This window comes from Paraburkholderia saeva (assembly GCF_907164555.1).
Lineage (GTDB): Bacteria > Pseudomonadota > Gammaproteobacteria > Burkholderiales > Burkholderiaceae > Paraburkholderia > Paraburkholderia saeva.
The window spans coordinates 152,706-172,745 of record NZ_CAJQZC010000004.1 but is presented as its reverse complement, the minus strand read 5'-3'; the positions used below and the strand labels follow the sequence as shown (position 1 = coordinate 172,745).

Here is a 20,040-nt window from a genome sequence, read left to right as displayed (position 1 = left end):
GCGGTCGTCCATATTGGCGCGGTGACAGGTTCGCCGAAGGCCAGGCGACCGTGCGACCGGGCGGATTCATTCCGCCCGCCATCCGATTCTTTGCAGGTGATTCAATGACTGAACAATCTGGCACATCAGGGGCGCCTGTCCGCGTCGGCCTGATCGGTGTGGGCAACTGGGCGCAACATGGACACCTCCGTGTGTTGAGCCTGCTGCCGCAATACGAACTGACCGCCGTCTTCAGCCAGCGGCGCGAAGCCGCGGCATCGGTAGCCGAACGATATGGCTTCAGATACGTGGTGAATTCCGTCGCAGAACTCGCCGGTCATCCCGAAGTGGATCTCGTCATCGTTCTGACGACGGCGCCGCAACACGAAGAAGGCATTCGCGCCGCGATCGCCGCGAGGAAGAACGTCTACAGCGAATGGCCGCTCACGCCCGCCGTCGAAACATCGCAGGCACTGATCGAACTCGCGGAAAAGGCGGGCGTGCGGCACGTCGTGGGTCTTCAGCGACGCCTCGCGCCGCATAACCGCTATGTGCGCGATCTGATCGGCGAAGGCTATGTCGGCAAGCTGCGCTCGGTGCGCATTCACGTGAGCATGAATTACTTCCAGGCGCTGCGCTCGAACTCGCTGCGCTGGACCGTGCCGCCTGAAAACTTTTCGAGTGTGATCGCGATCTATGCGGGTCACTTCCTCGACATGCTGTTCGAAGCGACCGGCTGGCCGACAAGCGTCGCCGCACTCGCCGTCAACCAGTTCGAAGCTGTCACGATTCGTGAAACCGGCGAGGTGCTGCCCACGTCGACGCCGGACCAGCTGGTGCTCGCAGGCCGGCTGCGCGATGGAGCCGTGGTCTCCGTGCACATCGAAGGCGGCAAGCGCAACGGCTCGGGCGTGCAGATCGACATCACCGGCACCGAAGGCGACCTGCGTATCTCGAACCGCTCGGCGTTCGGCAACGTCGGCGACGACTACGTCGTCGAAGGCGCGCATGGCGACAACCAGCCGCTCGTCGTGCTGCCCGTGCCCGCTTCGTACGACCGTCTGCCGCCGTCGGATCTGCCTTCGGCCGTGCTGGAACTGGCGCAACTGTATGCTGCGTACGCAGAAGACGTCCACACCGGCAGCACGACGGCGCCCACGTTCGAAGACGCCGTGCGCATGCACAAGCTGATCAATGCGGCGGTGGAATCGGGCGAAACGGGTCGGCACGTCGCGCCCGGCTGACCCGTCGTGCCGCAAGCGATGCGCACGCACGCGCGGACGCGTCACGAAATGCGTTAGATTCAAGTGCTTCCGGCCGTTTCGTTGTCTTCCACAGACCTCCAGGACACTCACATGGCGACGCGCCCGACTTCCGCCCCTTCACGACCTGCGTCACCGGTTAGCGTCGACACCGCGAGCGGTGGCGGTTCGGGTGCGATGGAGCGGTTCGGCTCGATCAACGTGTTCGTGCGTGCGGCGGAAACCCGCAGCTTCACCGAAGCCGGCCGGCAGCTCGGCATCTCGGCTTCGGCGGTCGGCAAGGCGATCTCGCGGCTCGAAACGCGCCTGAACGTGCGGCTCTTTCATCGCAGCACGCGCAGTATCGCGCTTACGCCCGAAGGCGCGATCTTCCTGAAACGCTGTCAGCGCATCGTCGAGGAAATCGAATCGGCCGAGGCCGAGCTTGCGCTCGCCAGTTCGGCCCCACGCGGGCAACTGCGCGTCAGCATGCCGATGGTCGGCACACTTGTGATGCCGGTGATCGGCGCGTTCCTGAAGGCGTATCCCGAGATTACGATCGACCTCGATTTCTCGGACCGGATAGTGGACGTGATCGAAGAAGGCTTCGACGTCGTCATGCGTACCGGGGAAGCCAGCGACTCGCAGCTCATCACACGCACGATGGGCACGTACCGGCATGTGATTGTCGGCTCGCCGCACTACTTCGCACAGCACGGCGCCGTCACGGAACCGCAACAGCTGACCGCGCACGCCTGCCTTCAGCACCGGTTTCCGACCACGGGCAAGCTACGTCGCTGGCCGCTCATGAGCGGCGGCGAAATGCTCGATATCGATTTGCCGAACACGGCCACTGCGAGCGCCGCCGAGCCTTTGATCCACCTTGCCGAACACGGCCTTGGCCTTACCTGTGTGCCGGATTTCACCGTGCGTGCGCAGATCTCACGCGGCTCGCTCGTTTCGGTGCTGGGCGAGTACCTCGACACGCCAAGCACGTTTCGCGCATTGTGGCCTTCGGGCCGGCATGTGTCGCCGAAGGTGCGCGTGTTCGTCGACTACATGAGTACGTATCTCTTTCCCGCTGCGGAAGACGGCGCGCACGAAGCGCCCTTGCCGTAACAGATGCCAGCAAAAAAGCCGGCGCATCCAGCAACGCACTGGATGCGCCGGCTTCAGGCGCCTTGCGGGTGAACAACCCGCGTCCGGTTCAGTTACGCAACCGCGTCTTCTTCAGCGAAGAACGGATAGTCGGTGTAACCCGCTTCCGTGCCGCCAAAGAACGTCGGACGGTCATATGCGTTGAGCGGCAGGTTGCGGCGCAGACGTTCCGGCAAATCCGGATTCGCGATGAAGTCGCGGCCAAACGCGACGAGGTCCGCATCCCCGTCCACGAGAATCGCTTCCGCTGAGTCGCCCTTGAAGCCACCCGCTGCGATGATCGTGCCACGGTAATGCTTGCGGATCGTCTGTGCGGCGACCGGGGCCGGATTGCGGCTTTCGTCCTCGACGTTGCCGGCAATGCGCGGCTCGATCAGATGCACATACGCCAGATCGAGCTTCGCCAGTTCAGACGCGACGTACGAGAAAAGACCAACCGGATCGCTGTCCGACATGTCGCCCCACGAACCGCTCGGCCCAAGACGCACGGCCACCTTGTCGCTGCCCCACACCGAGATCACGGCGCGCGTCGCTTCCATCAAGAGACGTGCACGGTTTTCGAACGAGCCGCCATAGGCGTCGGTGCGCTTGTTGCTGCCGTCCTGAAGGAACTGGTCGAACAGGTAGCCGTTGGCCGCATGGAGTTCGACGCCGTCGAAACCCGCCTCGATACCGCGTTCAGCAGCACGGCGGAATTCTTCGACGATGCCTGCGATCTCAGCGGTGTCCAGCGCGCGGTTCGGCGTGTTCGGCACCCAGCCGGTGTTCGTGTAGGCGACACCGCCGTGCAGCACTTCCGACGGCCCCACCGGGCGGCCACCTTCAGGCTGCAACTCGGCGTTCGACTGACGGCCTGCGTGGTAAAGCTGCAGGAAGATCTTGCCGCCCTTCGCATGCACGGCGTCGGTCACGAGACGCCAGCCTGCGATCTGGCTGTCGTCGTAGAGGCCGGGCGCGCCGAGGTAGCCGTTGCCGTTCGCAGCGGCGATGGTCGCTTCGCCGATCAGCAACGCGCCTTGCGATGTGCGTTGCGCATAGTACTCAGCCATCAGCGGGCCGGGCTTCGCGCCCTCTTCCGCGCGCATCCGGGTAAGCGGCGCGAGCACGACACGATGTGCGAGTTCGTAGGGTCCGACTTTGACGCGGGTAAAGAGTTTGGACATGATGGCCTCGAGAGTGAAATGTTGGGTAACTGTCGCTGGCGGCTTCGACGTGCCCGGAATCCGGTGCGGTTCGTTGCCTGTTGCTGAGTTGAAATTTATAGGCTCGAGGGCCGGAGAAAAACGGGGCTGCGCTCCACAGACTGCGGACCGCAGCGTCCACAATGTCCGCAGAGCCGCGCCAGTGCTGGCGCTCAAGGTTCTGTGCGATTGGCGCCTGTTTCTGAACAGTGTGTTTTGCGCGTGGTCTGCCCGATTTTTCGCCGCAATGAAAAAACCAGCGACGCTTGCGCGCGGCTGGCTTCTTCCGTTACCGGCAAACGATGGTGCTAGTTCGCGAGCACGTCCTTGAGCGGCGCACCGCGCGTGTTGAACGACACGATCACGAGCAGGCTGACTGCGGCGAGCAGTCCGCCCAGATGCATCGTCGACGGAATGCCGAGATGATCGACAACGGCGCCGCCGCTCAGCGAGCCGAGTGCAATGGCCGTCTGCACGGTGCTCACGAAAAGCGACGAGCCGGCTTCAGGACGGTCGGGCGAGGTCAACTGCATCCAGATGCTCAGGCACAGCGGAATCGCGCCGTATGCGATGCCCCACGCCATCACGGTGGCAATTACCCCCACGCGCGACGCCTGCAGCATCGGCAACGCGAACAGCGCAACCGTCACAAGCGCGCCCATCGCGAAGAGCGACGTCTTCAGGTGCCGCGACACGAACGCCGACACGCCGAAGTTGGCCACGAAACCGACAATGCCAAAGCCAAGCAGGATCGCAGTGATCCACGGCGCGCCAAACGAAGCATTGCGTTCGAGGAACGGTGCGATATACGTGTACGACGAGAAATGCGCGCCGAACAGGAGGCCGACCATCAAAAGGCTGCGACGCACGTTGCCACGCTTGAGCATCGCGCCGAAGTCGCTCACGCGCATCGCGGATTCAGGCGGAATCGAAGGCAGGAACACCGCCTGCGCCGCGAGCGCGACGGCCACGAGCCCCGCTGTCGCGACGAACGATATGCGCCACGACGTCAGGTCGGCGATCAACGTGCCAAGTGGCACGCTGATCACGGTTGCGAGCGTGATGCCCATGAAGATCGTGGCGCTCGCCCGCGCGGCCTCGCCTTCACGCACGAGCTTGCCGGATGCGCCGAGCGCGACGGTCCAGAACCCGCCGAGGCTCGCGCCAAGGAGCGCCCGGCCCGCGAGCATGATCGCGAAACTGGGCGCCCGCGGCCACGATATTGGACGCAAGCAGCAGCACCGACAGCATCAGCAGAATGAGGCGCCGGTTGATGCGGCCGGCGGCAAGCAGCAACGCGGGTGCGGAGAGCGCGGCGATCACGCCAGGCGTCGTCACCATCAGACCGGCCGTGCCGGGCGTGACGCCCAGGTCGCGCGCGATCTGCGGCAGGAGGCCGACCGGCAGGTATTCCGTCGCGACGAACGCAAAGGCGCAGATCGCTACCGACATGACAGCGAGCCAGCCGCGTCCGGGCGACGCGGCGTGAGTGGGCGGGTGAAGCGCAACACCGTCCACGCGGGACGGGCAGACAACCGGGTTGGCATCCATGACTGACTCCGTTTCAATTTTGACTGTGGGTGGGCGATCGACGGCGGCCTTTGCGTGATGCAGGCGCTTGCGATATCGCCGGACAGAACTGCTTTTGCTGAAAGGAAGGATAGGGATGTCGATGGGGAATGGGTTTCCCCATAGCGGCGACGGGTCAGCGACAACGCGGAGGCGTCCGCGAGCGCCGTGCTGTCCGCCCACGCGGGTTATCATCGGGACGCTTTGCGTGTCGCAGCGAAGCACACCATCGAAAGGGGCGGTTTGGTGTATCCGCCGAACCGGCATCTGAGCGCGAAGGCGCGCGTGTTCGTCGACTGGCTGGCCGCGCGCTTCGCACAGGCTGCGCCCGTGTCCACGCGCCGGCCGTCGCGCGTCCAGTCCTGACTGTCAAGGAAACCGCCTTGGGCCTCGGCAACTTCAACGACATCGCCACCTTCGTTTCCGTTGTGAACGCGGGCAGCTTCACGTCGGCTGCGCAGCAGCTGGGCATTACGCGCTCTGCCGTCGGCAAGATCATCGCGCGGCTTGAAGAACGCCTGCGCGTGCGCCTCTTGCACCGCACGCCGCGCAGCCTGAGCCTGACCGACGACGGCGCCGTGTTCTACGCGCGCTGCACGCAGATCATCGAAGACCTGGAAGAAACCGAAACGGCGATGGCCGTGCGCAGCGCGACGCCTGCGGGCACCCTGCGCATCAGCGTGCCGATTGCACTCGGGCACCGGCACGTGCGACCCATCGTCGAAGCGTTCCTGGAACAGTGGTCCGCCGTGACCGCCGAGGTCAGCTTCACGGACCGCTACGTCGACCTGATCGACGAAGGTATCGACATCGCGATTCGCATCGGCGAGCCTGCACCCGACTCACGACTGATCGCGCGTACGGTGGCGCAGCAGAATCTGCTGACCTGTGCTGCGCCTGCGTATGTTGCAAAGCATGGCGTACCGTCGGCGCCTGCGGAACTCGTCGAGCACGAGTGTCTGCAGTTCGTCAGTTCGGGCAGGCCGCAGCCGTGGAGTTTTGTCGGTGACGATCAGGCGCCGTTCAATCCGGGCGGACGGCTGCGCATGGACAGCGCCGAAGCGCTCGTCGAAACGGCGGTGAGCGGCGTGGGCATCATCCATCTGCCCACGTATCTGGTCTCCACCGCCGTCAAGGAAGGCCGCCTCGTGCCGCTCCTCGAAGCGTTCTCGCCGCCGGGGCTGCCCATTCGCGCGATCTATCCGACGCGACGTCATCTGACGCCGAAGGTCCGGCTCTTTATCGACAGCCTCGTCGAAGCGTGGCAACCCCTTGCGCCCTGGGAGCGCGAAATGACGGGTGCGTGCAGCACGCAATGACGGATGCTGCACGCCGCACGTTTCGTCGTACCGCCCTTCAGGCGGCCTGTGGATCTGCCTTGCTGCGATTCTCCAGCAACGCCGCGTTAAACGCGGGAGCAAGGCCCATGTTGTCGAGCGCCTTGCCAAATTCGCCTAACCGCTTGTGAAGATACGCGGGCACGTCGACATCCGCGTAATCATAGAAGCCTCGCGCATCGCGCAGTCCATCGCGCCCTTCGCGCATGTGGTCGCTGACGATCTGCGGCGGGGCAAAACGCGGATCGATCGCGCGGGCCAGATAGTGCGACGCGTAATACAGGATGTCGCAGCCGCCCCAGTCGATGAACTCAAGCAGACCAAGAATCGAAAAACGCAGCCCGAAGCCCGTGCGGATCGCCGTGTCGATATCCTCCGCACTCGCGACGCCCTCCTCGACCATGCGCGCGGCTTCGTTCATGGCGAGCGCCTGGATTCGCGGCACGATGTAACCCGCCGACGGCGCACAGACCACCGGCACCTTGCCGATCCGGCGCAGTAACGCGACCACGCGCTGCACGACCGCTTCGTCGGTCGTATCGCTGCGGCTCAGTTCGACGAGCGGCATCAGATGCGCGGGGTTGAGCCAGTGCGCGTTCAGCACGCGTGCCGGATGCGTGATGATGCGCTGCAGTTCCGTCACGAGAAACGTCGACGTCGTCGAAGCGATCACCGTGTCGGCACGCACGTAGTTGCATAGCCACGCAAAGGCCGCCTCCTTCGCTTCCATCACTTCTGGCACGGCTTCGAACACGATCGCGCTTTCCGGAAGCAGCGCGCATGCGCGGTCACGGTCCACGATCGCGATGCGCGCCATGACTTCCGCCGCCTGCGATTCCTTGATGCGGCCGAACGCCACCTGCGTCTGCAACTGCCGCACGATGTCGCCGCGTGCGGTCGCGGCGAACGCGATGCGCGCTTCGACGTCGCGCTCCTTGAAATCGATCAGCGTCACGTGCAGGCCCGCATACGCAAAGGCGAGCGCCATGCCCTGGCCCATGCGTCCCGCACCGAGAATGTCGACGTGCTGGATGGCGTCGGCGGCGCTCATTGTGCGAAGCCCCGGTCGAGCAGCCCGCGCATGGCGTCGCGCGAAAGCGACGCGAGACCCAGCTTTTCCAGCGTGCGGCCTTCGCCGTAGAGATCGCGCTCCGAGACCGCGCTCGCCACGTTCAGCAGGCCTTCCGCAACGGGCGTCGCGACGCCGGCCCAGCGACCCGCCGAAACCAGGAACGACAGACCAAGCCGCGTGTCTTCCAGCATGTAGCGATGCGTCCTGAGGTCGATATCCTCACGCCAGTCGCCGCTATCGGTCAGCTTGCCGTGCGCGCCGCGACCGTACATCCATTCGTCGCCTTCGCTCGCGTAGTGGTCTGCAAGCGGAAAATGCGGCGCGCCGTAGCCGAGCGCCTCGCGCACCGCGATGCGTTCCGCGTCGAGCGCGGACGTCACGCGACGGATCGAAGGCTGCGTGCCTTCGTTGTGGATATCCCACGCGTCGAAGTGTTCGAGCGGACCGGCGTTCATCATGATGAGCGGCGGATGAATCACCGGGCCCGCATTCATCAATGCGCCGCTCAACGCATCTTCGATCGGCTCGACCGACGGATAGCCCGCCTGCAGCACCGGAAACGCCCACGTCGAGAATGCGGCGGGGAAGACGCCGGTCGGCAGACGCGTCGCATACGCGCTCACGACGACGTTGTCTTCGCCGTGCTTGCGAGCCAGATACGGCAGCGTGCCGGTTTCCGCGAACGCGACCTTGTGCGTGTTGTCGGCATCGCGCATCGCGCTCGCGAAGAGATAGCTGCCGAACGTGCCTGGGGGCAGGAACACGACCTGGTCGTCCTTGAGCAACGGCGCGAGTTGCGTCGCCAGCGTCTCGTGCGTCGTGGACGGCAGCGGAACGACAATCAGACGTGCGCCTTCAACGGCATCCACAAGTGCATCGACAATGCGCACCGTGCCACGCGCTTCGCCAATCGGCACGCGACGTTCGCCGCGAAAATCCTTGACCTTCAGCGAGCCGATCTCACGCAGGCGTGCTGAAGCGGCCGTATCGCGCCGCCACCACGTGACTTCGTGCCCTTTTTCGAGCAGATCGATCACCGCCGCATAACAACCGTGCCCACCACCGAGTACGCTGACATTCATCGCAATTCTCCTTGTTCGATGACTGTCAGACTACGTTGCCGCTGCGGCGCAGACGCTTCATTGCGCGCAATCCGCATTCAAATCCGGCAACTCGATTCACACGTTCCACTGCGCGCGGACAACCCGGCCTCAGGGTCGATCCGTTCTTGCGCGATCAATCTGGCCACCGCATCATAGGGATGCCACCCGCTTTACGTTTTCGAGGCTATTGAATGGAAATCGCGATTTCACGCAAGTACCGCAACCGGCTCATTGCATCGCATGCGCGCGAGGATATCGAGCGGGAAGTCTCGCAGGTGCTCTGCCCGCACCGGATGGAAGTCGTAGATCGCGGGCCGCTCAAGGCCGAACTGTATGGCGTCATGCTGCATCAGGCAGCGTTGCTCGAACTGCACTACGGCAGCGAAACCCGGATCGATGCGGGCGATCTCGGCGACCACTACCTTTTTCGCACGACGCTCACCGGCCGGTGTGCGCTGGAGTCGGGCAGCGAGCGCGTGGCGCTCGGCGCGGGCAGCCTGAGCGTATCGTCGCCGGCGCGTGTAAGCCGCATCGTGACCGATCGCGAATGCCGCAACCTGTTGCTGCGCATCGACCGGCAGGCGCTCGAAGTGAAACTCGCCGAGCTGTTGCAGGACAGCGTCCGGCAGCCGCTGGTGTTCGATCTTTCGATGAACGACACGCACACCGGCACCACGTTGTTTCTGTCGACGCTGCGTTATCTCTGCAATCTGTGCGACCAGTTCGACGAGCCGTCGCGCGAGCGGATTTTCGGCCGCGATCTCACGCAATGGCTGATGACGATGCTGCTCAGCCAGTTGCCGCACTCTTACAGCACGGCACTTTCGAAGGGTGCAGCCACGCCGCTCCCGGCGCACGTGCGCCGCGCGCGCGACTATATCGACGCGCATCTCGACGAGCCGTTGCTGATGGATGCGCTGGCACGCGAGGCCGGTGTTTCGACGCGCACGCTGCAAAACGGCTTCAACCAGTTCCTCAACACGTCGCCCGGCGGCTACATCCGCGAGCGGCGGCTCGAAGCGGTGCATCGCGCGCTGCAGGACGAGCCGGAGCGCTCCGTGACCGATATCTTCGTCGCACACGGCGTACACAGCTTCGGCCATTTCGCGAAAGCGTATGCCCGGCGGTTCGGCTGCCTGCCATCGGCAACCGCAAAGCGACGCGTGCACAGTTGAGCCGCTACACGCCTGAATCCAGACCGCTCATGCAGACCGAACCGAACTCCAATCCGAACGGGCAGGACGTGCTTCTGCCACCCGACGGCGACGACGTGCCGCGTGTGCAGGACCTCGACCTGAACCTGCTCAAGGCGTTTCACGCGGTGTACGTGGAGAAGAACGTCGGCCGCGCGGCGTTGCGACTCGGCATGACGCAGCCGTCGGTAAGCCACGCGTTAAGCCGGCTTCGGCTCGTGTTCCGCGACGCGCTGTTCGTGCGCACGCCAGGCGGCGTCGAGGCGACGCCACGCGCGCAACGTCTCGCAGGCTCGATCGATCGCGTGCTGCGCATCCTGCAGGACATGCTCGATGAAGGCGCGCAGTTTTGCGCCGCCACGTCGCGGCGCGTGTTTCGCCTGCATATGAGCGATTTCGCGGAAAGCGCGTTTCTGCCGACGCTCATGCGCGAACTCGATACGCGCGCGCCGGGCGTCGTGATCGAAACGCATCACATCGAAGACAGCCAGTTCAACATGGCGATCGAATCCGGCCGCATCGATTTCGCATTGGGGCATTTTCCGCATGCATCGAGCCATTTTCACTTCAGCGAACTGCTGCAGGAGCGCTATGTGCTGCTGATGGCGCGACGCGTAGCGCGGCGGCTCGAACTGGATGAGCACTTCACGCTCGGCCTGAACGCACCTGACGGGCTGCACTTCATCGCGGTAACGTCGCACCCGCAGGCAACGGAACTGCTGGAACGCTACGGCCTGACTTCGCGCGTGCGGCTCGCCGTGCCGAACTTCATGGTGGTGCCTGCCATTCTGAGCCGCTGCGACTACGCGTTGATCGTTCCGCACACTGTTGCACGCGCGTTCTCGACACCTGGCGATTCCGCGATGTTCGAGATCGACGATGCGAGCACGTGGCCCGTGAACGCGTACTGGCATCGCCGCTTCGACGCCGACCCGGGCCATCGCTGGCTACGCGGCCTGCTGATGGAACTGTTCCGGATCGGCGCGCGCGAGCCTTTCGACAGCTGGCTGGGCGCGCCCCTCGATCTCGCACCGGACAGCGCACACAACGCGTAACGCAGCACCCGCTGCGCGCTGTCCGCACTGCCATCCCGGCAGTAGCGGTCACAGGATCAGAACGCCGTCATGATGCCGGCCACGATCGAACTCGCGGTCGCGCCAGGTTTCGACACGGCGACGCCACCACCGGCTGCGCCGTTCACGGTGAACGATGCATGTGCGCCGTTGCGGACCATTGCCGCGCCCGTATAGACCACCGTTCGCTTCGAAAGCGGATAGTCGTAGCGCACGCCAAACGAATCGGCGTTGCCTTCGCTGTCGGCCACCTTCCGGTAGTGACCGTAGCTCAGCAGAACGAGCGCGCTGCCCACCGGCACGGTCGCATCGAGTTCGAACAGGTCGTTGTGCGGATTCGAACTGGCTGCGTTCACACCCGTCGCGACATCGGGTCCACCACGATGACGCAGATAGATGAACGCCGGCTTGATGAAGCCGAAATCGTACGAGATCGCGCCGAGTGCATAGTTGCCGGCTGCTGTCGGGCTCGTCGTGTTCAGGTTTGCCGCGCTCGCGGGGCTGAACGTCTGCTGCATGTAGTCGACGTCGATCGACAGGGCACCTGCGATGTAATTGAGCGAGGCGCCGTACGTGTCGCCGAGCGTCGAAGGCAGATTCGCCGCGCCGTTCGCACCGCGCGCGGCGATGGCGCGCAGCAGCACGCCGCCCATACGGGGCGACGTATAGCGCACCGAGTTGTTCACGCGCAGGAACGCCGGTCCGACGAAGTTGTTCGCCGCATTGCCCCATGCGAGGCCCGCGCCGTAGCCCGGCTGGCTGTACGTGACGAACGACGTATGCAGGATCGTGTAGTTCACGCCGGCCTGCATCGCGCCGAACGGACCGGAGAGCCCGACCCATGCTTCGCGTCCGAACAGCGCGCCATTGCCGCCGATCGCGCCGTTCGTCGAATTGAAGCCGTCCTCCAGCTTGAAGATCGCGCGGTAGCCGCCGCCCAGGTCTTCCGCGCCCTTCAAGCCCCATTGCGACGCGAAAATGTCGCCACTGCCCAGTCGCGCGACGTGATTCGGGCCGAAGTTCGCATATTCGATCGACGTGTCGATACGTCCATACAAGGTCACACTCGACTGCGCGAGCGCGGGTACCGCTGCGAGGCTGAGCAGCGATGCGCACCACTTCCAGTTGGTCATTCCTGTCGTCCCGGCGAGAAATTGGTTTTCTGTGCCGCGCCGGTAATCCGGCACGGCGCGACGTTTCCCGGCTTCGACAACCTGTTGCACGACATGAAGCGGAAAACGAAGCGAGTCTAGGAAGACCAAATTCGAGCGTCGATTAACGCGTCGATATAACACTTATAGACAGCGCGCATGACGGCGTCCGCTCACCCCCTCATATGCCTTTGCGCCTTGTATAGCGGGGCTTTGAAGAGTGCACCCTGGTAAAAGCCTTAGATGCCCAGGTGAATGCAGCAGTGTCGCCACTGGCTTTGCGCATATGTTTCGGAAATTTGTTTACGTACGCTGCATTTCCGGGGCGCCCCGACGCGACCTTTCCCATGCAAACCGGCACACACGCAAAGCGTGCGCTGCCGGACACCGATTACTGGAGAACCGAGATGGCATCACCGCGCAGCACGCTCCCAGGCAGGCGCTATACGTACGAGTGGTACGTCGTCGTGATCTGCATGCTGGCCTATGTGTTCTCGTTCGTCGACCGGCAGGTGCTTGCGTTGATGATCGAGCCGATCAAGAAAGACCTGCATCTGACCGATACGCAGTTCAGCCTGCTGCACGGCTTCGCCTTCTCGCTCTTCTATGCCGTGATGGGCATGCCGCTCGCGTATCTCGCCGACCGCTTCGCGCGGCCGCGCATCATCGCAACCGGCATCGCGCTGTGGAGCCTCGCAACGGCCGCATGCGGGTTGAGCCAGAACTTCGTTCACATGTTCTTCGCGCGGATGAGCGTCGGTGTCGGTGAAGCCGCGCTTTCCCCCGGAACGTATTCGATGTTGAGCGACTACTTTCCGAAAGAGAAGCTCGGGCGCGCGGTGGGTATCTATTCGCTGGGTTCGTTCATCGGCGGCGGCATTGCGTTTCTGATCGGTGGCTACGTCATCAACCTGCTCAAGCAGATGACCACGTTCACGCTGCCCCTGCTGGGCGATGTGCGCTCATGGCAACTCACGTTCCTGATCGTCGGCCTGCCGGGCTTTCTCGTCGCGCTGCTGTTCATCCTGACGGTGCGCGATCCGCAGCGCAAAGGTCTCGTGCAGGACGACGCGGGCAACGCTAAACGCGTGTCGATGGGCGATTCGATGCGGTTCATCGCGAGCCACGGCAAGACGTTCTTCTGCCATTACCTCGGGTTCTCGTTCTACGCGATGACGCTGTTCTGCCTGATGAGCTGGACGCCCGCGTTCTATATCCGTCACTTCGGTCTCACGCCGGTTCAGGCCGGCTATACGCTCGGCACGATCCTGCTGGTGGCGAACACAGTGGGCGTCTTCTGCGGCGGCTGGCTCAACGACTGGCTGATGAAGAAAGGCCGCACGGACGGCCCGATGCTCGCCGGCTTTATCGGCGCGGCCGGCATGCTCGTGCCCGCCGTAGCGTTCACGCAGGTGGACAGTCTTGCGGTGTCGCTGGGGTTACTCGTCGTCGCGATGTTCTTCGCGTCGTTCCCGATGCCGACCTCGACTGCCGCGATGCAGACGCTCGCGCCGAACCAGATGCGCGCGCAGATTTCCGCCGTGTTCCTGCTGATCTCGAACCTGATCGCGCTCGGCATCGGCACGACGCTCGTCGCGCTCCTCACCGACAAGGTGTTCGGCTCGCCGCAGGCCGTGGGCAACTCGATGTCGATCGTCAATTTCGCTGCGACGCTCCTCGCCGCCGGCCTGCTCTGGATCGGCTGCAAACAGTTCCGGCTGAGCCTCGCGCGTGAGGAAGCGCGGATCGACCGCGAGACCGCGCGAACCCGCCAGAACGCCGGCGAAGCGACGTCTGCTGGCACGGCGGTGCCGTTCGAAACGACGAACGCCTGACATGGCGGCCCATTGCATTATCCACCCAACTTATTTTGGTTTAGATTTTTAATCGATTTGCCTGATTAACGGCTGTCTCTTAAGCTGGTTGTAACGGCCGCGTGCAAACCGCGCGCGGCTTTCCGCACCGCCCTGCTCCACCCGACCTGCACGATCATGGAAAGAACCACACTCAGCGTTCGAGTCAACGCCGTCCGCGACGAAGCGCATGGCATCCGCTCATTCAGCGTCACGCGTCTGGACGGCCAGCCGTTCGATCACTACGAACCTGGCGCGCACATCGACGTCACCAGTCCGTCGGGCATTACCCGCCAATATTCGCTGTGCGGCGACCCCGATCATCGCGATGCGCATCTCTTTGCCGTCAAGCGCGAAGAGGCTTCGCGCGGTGGCTCGCGTTCGCTGCATGACGATGTCGCTGTCGGCACGGAACTGACGATCGGCGCGCCGCGCAACCTGTTCCAGCTGGTGCCCGAGGCGCGCGCGCACATCCTGATCGGCGCGGGCATTGGCATCACGCCGCTACTCAGCATGGCGTACCACCTGCTCAAGGAGGCGCGGCCCTTCGTGCTGCACTACTTCGCACGCAGCACGGAACACGCGGCGTTCCTGCCGCTGCTCTCGCGCGCACCGTTCGCCTCGTACGTGCAACTGCATTTTGGCGTCGCGCCGGAATCGCTCGATGGCGAACTGGATGCGTGTCTTGCCGACGCCAGCGAAGGCGCCCACGTTTATACGTGCGGTCCGTCGCCCTTCATGGCGTGTGTCGTCGCTGCCGGCGAAAAACGCCTGCCTGCGGACGCGATCCACCTCGAACGCTTCGCCGCCGATCCTGCGGTGCCGGCTGCGAATGCGGCCGCGTCGCTCGATGCGTTCGACGTGAAGCTCGCAAGCACGGGCCAGACCGTGCGGGTCGACAAGGACACGTCGATTGTCGCGGCACTCGCTTCGATCGGCATTGAGGTGGATACCTCGTGCGGCGAAGGCGTCTGCGGCACATGCATGATCGATGTGGTCGATGGCACGCCCGATCATCGCGACCACTGTCTTAGCAAGGCCGAGCGCGCGAGCGGCAAGGTGATCTGCTGCTGCGTGTCGCGCTCGACATCGCCTGTCCTGGTGCTCGATCTGTAAGCCCTGGGTCAGGCGCTGATCGATTGCTGCACGATGCCGCCCATCAGGTTGCGCAGCCAGACGTTGCCTTCGTCCTGATCGAAGTTCTCGTGCCAGTGCATCGTCACCTGCGCGGCCGGTAGCGCGACCGGCAATTCATAGATCTGGAAGCCCTGATCGCGATTGAAAATCTGCGCAAGACGGCGCGGCAAGGTCGCGAACAGGTCCGTGACAGCCAGCACGTTCGGCAACGCCACGAAATGCGGCAATTCGAGTGCGATATGCCGCCCCACGCCTTTCGAACGGAAGGCGTCGTCGAGCGCATGGTGGCTGTGCTCCACCGACGTAATCTGCACGTGCGACGCCTCCAGAAACTGCGCGAGACTGAGCGCCTGCCCGCGCGGCAGGCCGCGGCGCTTTCTCGTCATACAGACGTACGTCTCCTCGAACAGCAACTGATGCCGCGTATGCGCCGTGAGCGTCGGCAGATTGCCGATCGCGAAATCGAGCCGGCTCGCGCGTAACGCATCTTCGATTTCCTCGACGGGCAGCGGCTCGATGCGCAACCGCACGCGCGGCGCCTGCCGGTGCAGCGCCTCGCAGATCGGCGGCAGGTACGCGAGTTCACCCGCGTCCGATAGCGACAGACGGAACGTGCGCGTGCTGACGGCCGGATCGAAATGCTCCGCATACCGCAACGCCTCGCGCACCGTATCCAGCGCACGCCCGACGATACCCGACAGTTCCAGCGCAATCGGCGTGGGCTGCATGCCGGCGCGCGTGCGGATGAACAGCGGATCGTCGAACAGCGTGCGCAGACGTCCCAGCGAATAACTGATGGCCGGCTGCGACAGCGCGAGCCGCTGGCCCGCGCGCGTCAGGCTGCGTTCCTCGACGATGGCCTGAAAGACACGCAGCAGATTGAGGTCGACGTGATCGAGCGAATTCATCCAGATATCCATCAGATTGATTTGATCAGTTATTTTAGATCAATTTGACGCATATCACCCGGCAATCCAGACTGTGTTTCATCGTCCACCCCACAATCAGACACGATCATGAGCGAATCCTGTTACCAGACGATCGATACCAGCGCGCTGCATCAACGCGCGCAAGGCGATCGCGTTGCCCCTTCGCTGTACTACGACCCGGCGGTTTTCGAAGCCGAGCTCGAACGCATTTTCTACAAGACGTGGATCTGGGTCGCGCACGAAAGCGAACTGCCGAATCCGGGCGACTTCCGCACGACGACGATCGGCCGCCAGCCGGTGATCGTCGTTCGCGACAAGAGCGGCAAGGTCAACGTGCTGCAGAATCGTTGCCGCCATCGCGGCGCGACGGTCTGCGAAGAGCACAAGGGCAACGCCAAGGGTTTTACGTGCCCGTATCACAGCTGGTCGTATGGGCTCGACGGCGCGCTGCGCGCGCTGCCTTATGGCGATGGCTATGAAGGCGTCGTCGAAAAGTCGGAGCTGCCGCTTGCGAGTCTGCGTGTAGGCATCTATCAAGGTCTGATCTTCGCCAGCTTCGACGAAAACGTCGAACCGCTTGAAGATTTCCTGGGCGGCGCGAAGCCGTGGATCGACCTTTTCATGAAACAGGGCGCGGGCTATCCGATCAAGTCGAACGGCGAGCACAAGTTTCGCTTCAAGGGTAACTGGAAGATCCAGCTCGAAAACACGACGGACCTGTACCACTTCCCGGTCGTCCACAAGTCGTGGATGAAATCGATCGACGAGGAAACCGCAGCCGCGATCACCAGCTTCATGACCAGCGACGAGGCGTTCTGCCGCTCGCTCGGCAACGGTCACAGCCTCGCCGTGCTCGTGCCGGAACTCGTCGATCTCGATCAGGACGACGGCGCACCGATTCCCGAACGCTTCCAGGAACTGGCCGCCACACTCGCGAAAAAGCACACGCCGGAAGAAGTGCGGCGCATCGTGCGCTCGCTGATGGGTGTCGGCTTCAATCTGAACCTGTTCCCGAACCTCGCGCTTTCGATGGCATTTTTCCGCGTGCTGCGCCCGATCTCGGCGAACGAAACCGAAATCCGTCACGTCGCGCTGGCGATGGATGGCGGCCCCGATGAAGCGAACCGCGTGCGTCTGCGCATTCATGAACACTTCCAGGGCCCGTTCGGGTTCGGCAGCCCCGATGACGCCGAAGCCTGGGAACGCGTGCAGCGCGGCTCGCACGCCGGACCGGATCTGCCGATTCTCGTGAACCGGGGACTCAACCGCGAAAACACCGCGCCGAATGGCGAAAAGACCGCACACGCAACCGACGAAACCGGCATGCGCGAAGCGTACGCGCAATGGCGCACGATGATGGAGCAGGCATGATGGACGACAGGAACACGCTTTTCTCGCAGCAGACTTTCACCGCCGCTGTCGAGCTCATCTGGCGCGAGGCCGAACTGCTGGATCGCAAGGACTATCGTGCGTGGCTCGACCTGTGGACACCGTCGGGCTTCTACGTGGTGCCGATCGATCATGCGACCACCGACTTCGCGTCGACGCTCAACTACGTGTTCGACGATCAGGACATGCGTGAAAAGCGCGTGCAGCGAATGGTGTCGGGCTATTCGGCATCCGCGAGCGACGCGGCGCGCACCGTGCGCACCGTCTCGCGTTTCACGCTGACGAGCGATGCGGCCGACGTGGTCGAAGTCAATTCGTCGCAAGTGATCGTCGCGTGCAAACGCGGCACGACGACGCTGTTCGCGGCCGATCTGACGCACCGTATCCGCTTCACGGACGGCGAGCCACGTATCGAGCAGAAGGTGATCCGGCTGATCGATTCGAACGAAGCGTTGAACGCAATCGGCTTCCTGCTGTAACGACACACGCGACGCGCGGTGCATTGAGGCTGTAAAAGCAACCCGCGTCGCGATACCGAATCAATCACCCACACCCAACCATGCCGACACTCGAAGTCTATCTGCCTGCGGGCCAACCGGAAGCGCGCAAGGCATCGCTCATTTCTGGACTCACGCAGGCCACCGTGGATGCAATCAGCACACCCGCTGAATCGGTTCGCATTCTGTTGAGCGAGCTGCCCGACAGCGATTTTGGCATCGGTGGAAACACGTCTGTTGCGGGCGCACCCGCTTCGCTGCCGGTGATCGTCGCGATCCTGATTGCAGGTCGCACGCCAGCGCAGAAGACCGCGCTGATCGCGGCACTCGGCAAGACCAGCGCCGATATCCTCGGCGCGCCGCTCGACGTCACGCGCGTGATGATCAAGGATATCCCGAACACCGATTTCGGCATCGGCGGCAAGACAGCGAAATCACTCGGCCGTTAGTCTTTGGTCTCGGTATCAGGCGACGATGCGGCCTGCGCTGCTTCGTCGCTTGCCGGCGCAAGTGGCAGCGCGAAGCTGCATACAAGGCCGCCCTTCTCGGCCGGCTCCGCCCGGATCTCGCCGTTGTGTCGCGTGACGATGTTCTTGCAGAGCGACAGACCAATTCCGTTGCCGCCTACCTTCGACGAAGAAAAGCCGTCGAAGAGACGGCCGTGCGCGCCCTCCGGCACGCCCGGTCCGTTATCCGCGACCTGCACGATCGCCTGCGTGCCGCGCAACATCGTGACAAGCTGCAGATGCCGGCGTGGCGCATCGACATCGGCAAGCGCGTCGATGGCGTTGAACGCAAGGTTCAGGATCACCTGACCGATCAGCACACGCTCGCAGTACACCGGCAATGTGTCGGGCGCCTGGGTGATCGTCACCTTCACGTCCATTTCGCGCGCGCGCAGTTCGATGAAATACGCGACGTCGCCCAGTACGTCGCGCAGATCGACCAGCGCTTCCGTCGGCTCACGTTTGACGATGTATTCGCGCACGCTCTTGATGATCAACGCCGCGTGTTCCGCCTGACGGTCGGCGCTGCGCAGCCCCCAGATCGCGTCGTCGACGGGACCCGGCTGGGCGAGACGCCGGATCGCGCCTTCGATGAAATTGCGCACGGCAGCAAGCGGCTGGCTCAGTTCGTGGGCAATCGCGGTCGCCATCTCGCCCATCGCGTTGTACCGTCCCGCGTATTCGAGCATGCGCGCCTGGGTGCGGCGCGTTTCTTCGATCGTGACTTCGTCGGTGATATCGCGAAAGTGGATCAGGAGGCCGTTCAGGTCGTCTTCGATTTCGATGCGGCGGCACGTGATACGCAGCCAGCGCGCGGCACCATCGCGGCGCGTAATGCGGTAGCGCTGCGGCGCGGAAGGCTGGATACGCGGTGCATGATCGAGCTGTTCGAGCAGCCGGTCGCGGTCGTTCTCGTTGCAGTAGTCGAGCACGCCGCCCATCGGCGCATCGTCGGCGATGCCGAGCACGCGCCGCCCGGATTCGCTGATGAACTCGACGCCGCCCGCAGGCGTCAGCACCGCGACGCCTTCGCCCAGATCCTGCATGAATTCGCGCAGCCGCGATTCGTAGCGACGCAGTGTCTGCTTGACGGCGTCTTCGGCGCTGATGTCGCGGAACTGCACCATCACCACGGCGCGCGAGGCAAGCGGCACATACGTCGCGATCGCCTCGGAAAGCATGTCGACGCCCGAGCGCGAGCGGTAGCACCACTCGTAGACCTGCGGCCCCTGTGTGATCGAGCGATCCATCGCGCCGACGCCAATCTCGCGGCGGTACTTCGGCACCGGGCGCGTCATGTCGGCCGCCTTGAGCGGCAGCATTTCCTCGAGCGAAAAGCCGAGCGCGTCGCACGCCGCGCGATTGGCCCAGACGATCGCCTTCGTTTCGGCGTCATGCAGCAGGATGCACTGCGTGAGCGCATCGAGCAGGCGGTGGAAATCCTCGTCGGCGGGAAAGTTCATGGCTTCTGGCGGTCAGGTCGGGTGAGACGGTGCGACGCGCAATTGACGTATGCGACGAAACATAACACCTGCGTGCGTGGCCGGCGTCTGAAGATTTCTTTAGACGCACCCGGTACGTTACCTAAAAGTGCGTCCCGCGCCCCAATTGAAGGCTTCTTTTTGCGTTTCTAGACTGGTCATCACCGTGCACGAGGCCCATTCAACGTGCG

Annotated in this window: 16 protein-coding genes and 1 pseudogene; 10 read left to right on the top strand and 7 right to left on the bottom strand. The window is 63.7% G+C overall.

Annotation, left to right across the window (positions count from 1 at the left end; translation table 11 throughout):
* Positions 1 to 104 precede the first annotated feature (104 nt).
* Together LPA36_RS12275 and LPA36_RS12270 are read left to right on the top strand one after the other, a co-directional pair.
* A complete protein-coding gene (locus tag LPA36_RS12275) occupies positions 105 to 1,223 on the top strand; it encodes a Gfo/Idh/MocA family protein (protein ID WP_228876815.1) in 1,119 nt (372 codons plus the stop codon).
* A 195-nt stretch (positions 1,224 to 1,418) separates the two neighbouring features.
* Positions 1,419 to 2,339 (top strand): LysR family transcriptional regulator, encoded by a 921-nt coding sequence (locus LPA36_RS12270; protein WP_228877489.1) that lies wholly within the window; start codon positions 1,419 to 1,421, stop codon positions 2,337 to 2,339.
* Between the two features lie 92 nt (positions 2,340 to 2,431).
* Here LPA36_RS12270 and LPA36_RS12265 read toward each other — a convergent pair whose 3' ends face one another.
* The gene (locus LPA36_RS12265) at positions 2,432 to 3,541 is read right to left on the bottom strand and encodes an alkene reductase (RefSeq protein WP_228876813.1); all 1,110 of its coding nucleotides are present in this window, start codon (positions 3,539 to 3,541) and stop codon (positions 2,432 to 2,434) included.
* A gap of 326 nt (positions 3,542 to 3,867) precedes the next feature.
* Positions 3,868 to 5,110, bottom strand: a pseudogene (locus tag LPA36_RS12260) (MFS transporter).
* 401 nt (positions 5,111 to 5,511) lie between these two features.
* Here LPA36_RS12260 and LPA36_RS12255 point away from each other — a divergent pair.
* Complete coding sequence (locus tag LPA36_RS12255; RefSeq protein ID WP_228876812.1) at positions 5,512 to 6,447, top strand: LysR family transcriptional regulator; 936 nt, start codon at positions 5,512 to 5,514, stop codon at positions 6,445 to 6,447.
* Between the two features lie 37 nt (positions 6,448 to 6,484).
* Here the strand turns inward: LPA36_RS12255 and LPA36_RS12250 are convergent, their stop codons facing one another.
* Together LPA36_RS12250 and LPA36_RS12245 are read right to left on the bottom strand one after the other, a co-directional pair.
* Positions 6,485 to 7,516 (bottom strand): 3-hydroxybutyryl-CoA dehydrogenase, encoded by a 1,032-nt coding sequence (locus LPA36_RS12250; RefSeq protein ID WP_228876811.1) that lies wholly within the window; start codon positions 7,514 to 7,516, stop codon positions 6,485 to 6,487.
* Positions 7,513 to 8,619 (bottom strand): NAD/NADP-dependent octopine/nopaline dehydrogenase family protein, encoded by a 1,107-nt coding sequence (locus tag LPA36_RS12245; protein ID WP_228876809.1) that lies wholly within the window; start codon positions 8,617 to 8,619, stop codon positions 7,513 to 7,515. The genes LPA36_RS12250 and LPA36_RS12245 overlap by 4 nt, the downstream gene beginning before the upstream one ends.
* A gap of 212 nt (positions 8,620 to 8,831) precedes the next feature.
* On the opposite strand from LPA36_RS12245, the gene LPA36_RS12240 reads away from it, so the two are divergent.
* Together LPA36_RS12240 and LPA36_RS12235 are read left to right on the top strand one after the other, a co-directional pair.
* Positions 8,832 to 9,815, top strand: a complete 984-nt coding sequence (locus LPA36_RS12240; RefSeq protein WP_228876807.1) for an AraC family transcriptional regulator — start codon at positions 8,832 to 8,834, stop codon at positions 9,813 to 9,815.
* A gap of 29 nt (positions 9,816 to 9,844) precedes the next feature.
* Complete coding sequence (locus LPA36_RS12235) at positions 9,845 to 10,888, top strand: LysR family transcriptional regulator (protein ID WP_228876805.1); 1,044 nt, start codon at positions 9,845 to 9,847, stop codon at positions 10,886 to 10,888.
* A 56-nt stretch (positions 10,889 to 10,944) separates the two neighbouring features.
* On the opposite strand, the gene LPA36_RS12230 is transcribed toward LPA36_RS12235, so the two are convergent.
* Positions 10,945 to 12,039, bottom strand: coding sequence for a porin (locus LPA36_RS12230; RefSeq protein WP_228876803.1), 1,095 nt, complete (start codon positions 12,037 to 12,039; stop codon positions 10,945 to 10,947).
* Between the two features lie 425 nt (positions 12,040 to 12,464).
* On the opposite strand from LPA36_RS12230, the gene LPA36_RS12225 reads away from it, so the two are divergent.
* Both LPA36_RS12225 and LPA36_RS12220 read left to right on the top strand, forming a co-directional pair.
* Positions 12,465 to 13,892 (top strand): spinster family MFS transporter, encoded by a 1,428-nt coding sequence (locus tag LPA36_RS12225; RefSeq protein ID WP_228876802.1) that lies wholly within the window; start codon positions 12,465 to 12,467, stop codon positions 13,890 to 13,892.
* A gap of 156 nt (positions 13,893 to 14,048) precedes the next feature.
* Positions 14,049 to 15,026: a PDR/VanB family oxidoreductase gene (locus LPA36_RS12220; protein ID WP_228876800.1), complete on the top strand. Its 978-nt coding sequence runs from the start codon at positions 14,049 to 14,051 to the stop codon at positions 15,024 to 15,026.
* An 8-nt stretch (positions 15,027 to 15,034) separates the two neighbouring features.
* Here LPA36_RS12220 and LPA36_RS12215 read toward each other — a convergent pair whose 3' ends face one another.
* Positions 15,035 to 15,955 carry a LysR family transcriptional regulator gene (locus LPA36_RS12215; RefSeq protein ID WP_228876798.1) on the bottom strand — a complete coding sequence of 307 codons (921 nt, stop codon included), beginning with the start codon at positions 15,953 to 15,955 and terminating at the stop codon, positions 15,035 to 15,037.
* 108 nt (positions 15,956 to 16,063) lie between these two features.
* Between LPA36_RS12215 and LPA36_RS12210 the strand changes: the two genes are divergently transcribed.
* From LPA36_RS12210 to LPA36_RS12200, 3 genes are all read left to right on the top strand, one after another.
* Positions 16,064 to 17,347 (top strand): aromatic ring-hydroxylating oxygenase subunit alpha, encoded by a 1,284-nt coding sequence (locus LPA36_RS12210; protein ID WP_228876796.1) that lies wholly within the window; start codon positions 16,064 to 16,066, stop codon positions 17,345 to 17,347.
* A complete protein-coding gene (locus LPA36_RS12205; protein WP_228876794.1) occupies positions 17,344 to 17,844 on the top strand; it encodes an aromatic-ring-hydroxylating dioxygenase subunit beta in 501 nt (166 codons plus the stop codon). Before LPA36_RS12210 ends, LPA36_RS12205 begins: the two co-directional genes overlap by 4 nt.
* 80 nt (positions 17,845 to 17,924) lie before the next feature.
* Positions 17,925 to 18,311, top strand: coding sequence for a tautomerase family protein (locus LPA36_RS12200; RefSeq protein ID WP_228876792.1), 387 nt, complete (start codon positions 17,925 to 17,927; stop codon positions 18,309 to 18,311).
* Here the strand turns inward: LPA36_RS12200 and LPA36_RS12195 are convergent.
* Positions 18,308 to 19,831 carry a PAS domain-containing sensor histidine kinase gene (locus LPA36_RS12195; protein WP_228876791.1) on the bottom strand — a complete coding sequence of 508 codons (1,524 nt, stop codon included), beginning with the start codon at positions 19,829 to 19,831 and terminating at the stop codon, positions 18,308 to 18,310. The two genes, LPA36_RS12200 and LPA36_RS12195, sit on opposite strands and share 4 nt — an antisense overlap.
* Between the last annotated feature and the right edge of the window lie 209 nt (positions 19,832 to 20,040).

Coding starts and splice junctions, on each gene's coding strand:
- LPA36_RS12275 (WP_228876815.1), top strand. CDS start 105: ATGACTGAACAATCTGGCACATCAGGGGCGCCTGTCCGCGTCGGCCTG.
- LPA36_RS12270 (WP_228877489.1), top strand. CDS start 1,419: ATGGAGCGGTTCGGCTCGATCAACGTGTTCGTGCGTGCGGCGGAAACC.
- LPA36_RS12265 (WP_228876813.1), bottom strand. CDS start 3,541: ATGTCCAAACTCTTTACCCGCGTCAAAGTCGGACCCTACGAACTCGCA.
- LPA36_RS12250 (WP_228876811.1), bottom strand. CDS start 7,516: ATGAGCGCCGCCGACGCCATCCAGCACGTCGACATTCTCGGTGCGGGA.
- LPA36_RS12245 (WP_228876809.1), bottom strand. CDS start 8,619: ATGAATGTCAGCGTACTCGGTGGTGGGCACGGTTGTTATGCGGCGGTG.
- LPA36_RS12240 (WP_228876807.1), top strand. CDS start 8,832: ATGGAAATCGCGATTTCACGCAAGTACCGCAACCGGCTCATTGCATCG.
- LPA36_RS12235 (WP_228876805.1), top strand. CDS start 9,845: ATGCAGACCGAACCGAACTCCAATCCGAACGGGCAGGACGTGCTTCTG.
- LPA36_RS12230 (WP_228876803.1), bottom strand. CDS start 12,039: ATGACCAACTGGAAGTGGTGCGCATCGCTGCTCAGCCTCGCAGCGGTA.
- LPA36_RS12225 (WP_228876802.1), top strand. CDS start 12,465: ATGGCATCACCGCGCAGCACGCTCCCAGGCAGGCGCTATACGTACGAG.
- LPA36_RS12220 (WP_228876800.1), top strand. CDS start 14,049: ATGGAAAGAACCACACTCAGCGTTCGAGTCAACGCCGTCCGCGACGAA.
- LPA36_RS12215 (WP_228876798.1), bottom strand. CDS start 15,955: ATGAATTCGCTCGATCACGTCGACCTCAATCTGCTGCGTGTCTTTCAG.
- LPA36_RS12210 (WP_228876796.1), top strand. CDS start 16,064: ATGAGCGAATCCTGTTACCAGACGATCGATACCAGCGCGCTGCATCAA.
- LPA36_RS12205 (WP_228876794.1), top strand. CDS start 17,344: ATGATGGACGACAGGAACACGCTTTTCTCGCAGCAGACTTTCACCGCC.
- LPA36_RS12200 (WP_228876792.1), top strand. CDS start 17,925: ATGCCGACACTCGAAGTCTATCTGCCTGCGGGCCAACCGGAAGCGCGC.
- LPA36_RS12195 (WP_228876791.1), bottom strand. CDS start 19,831: ATGAACTTTCCCGCCGACGAGGATTTCCACCGCCTGCTCGATGCGCTC.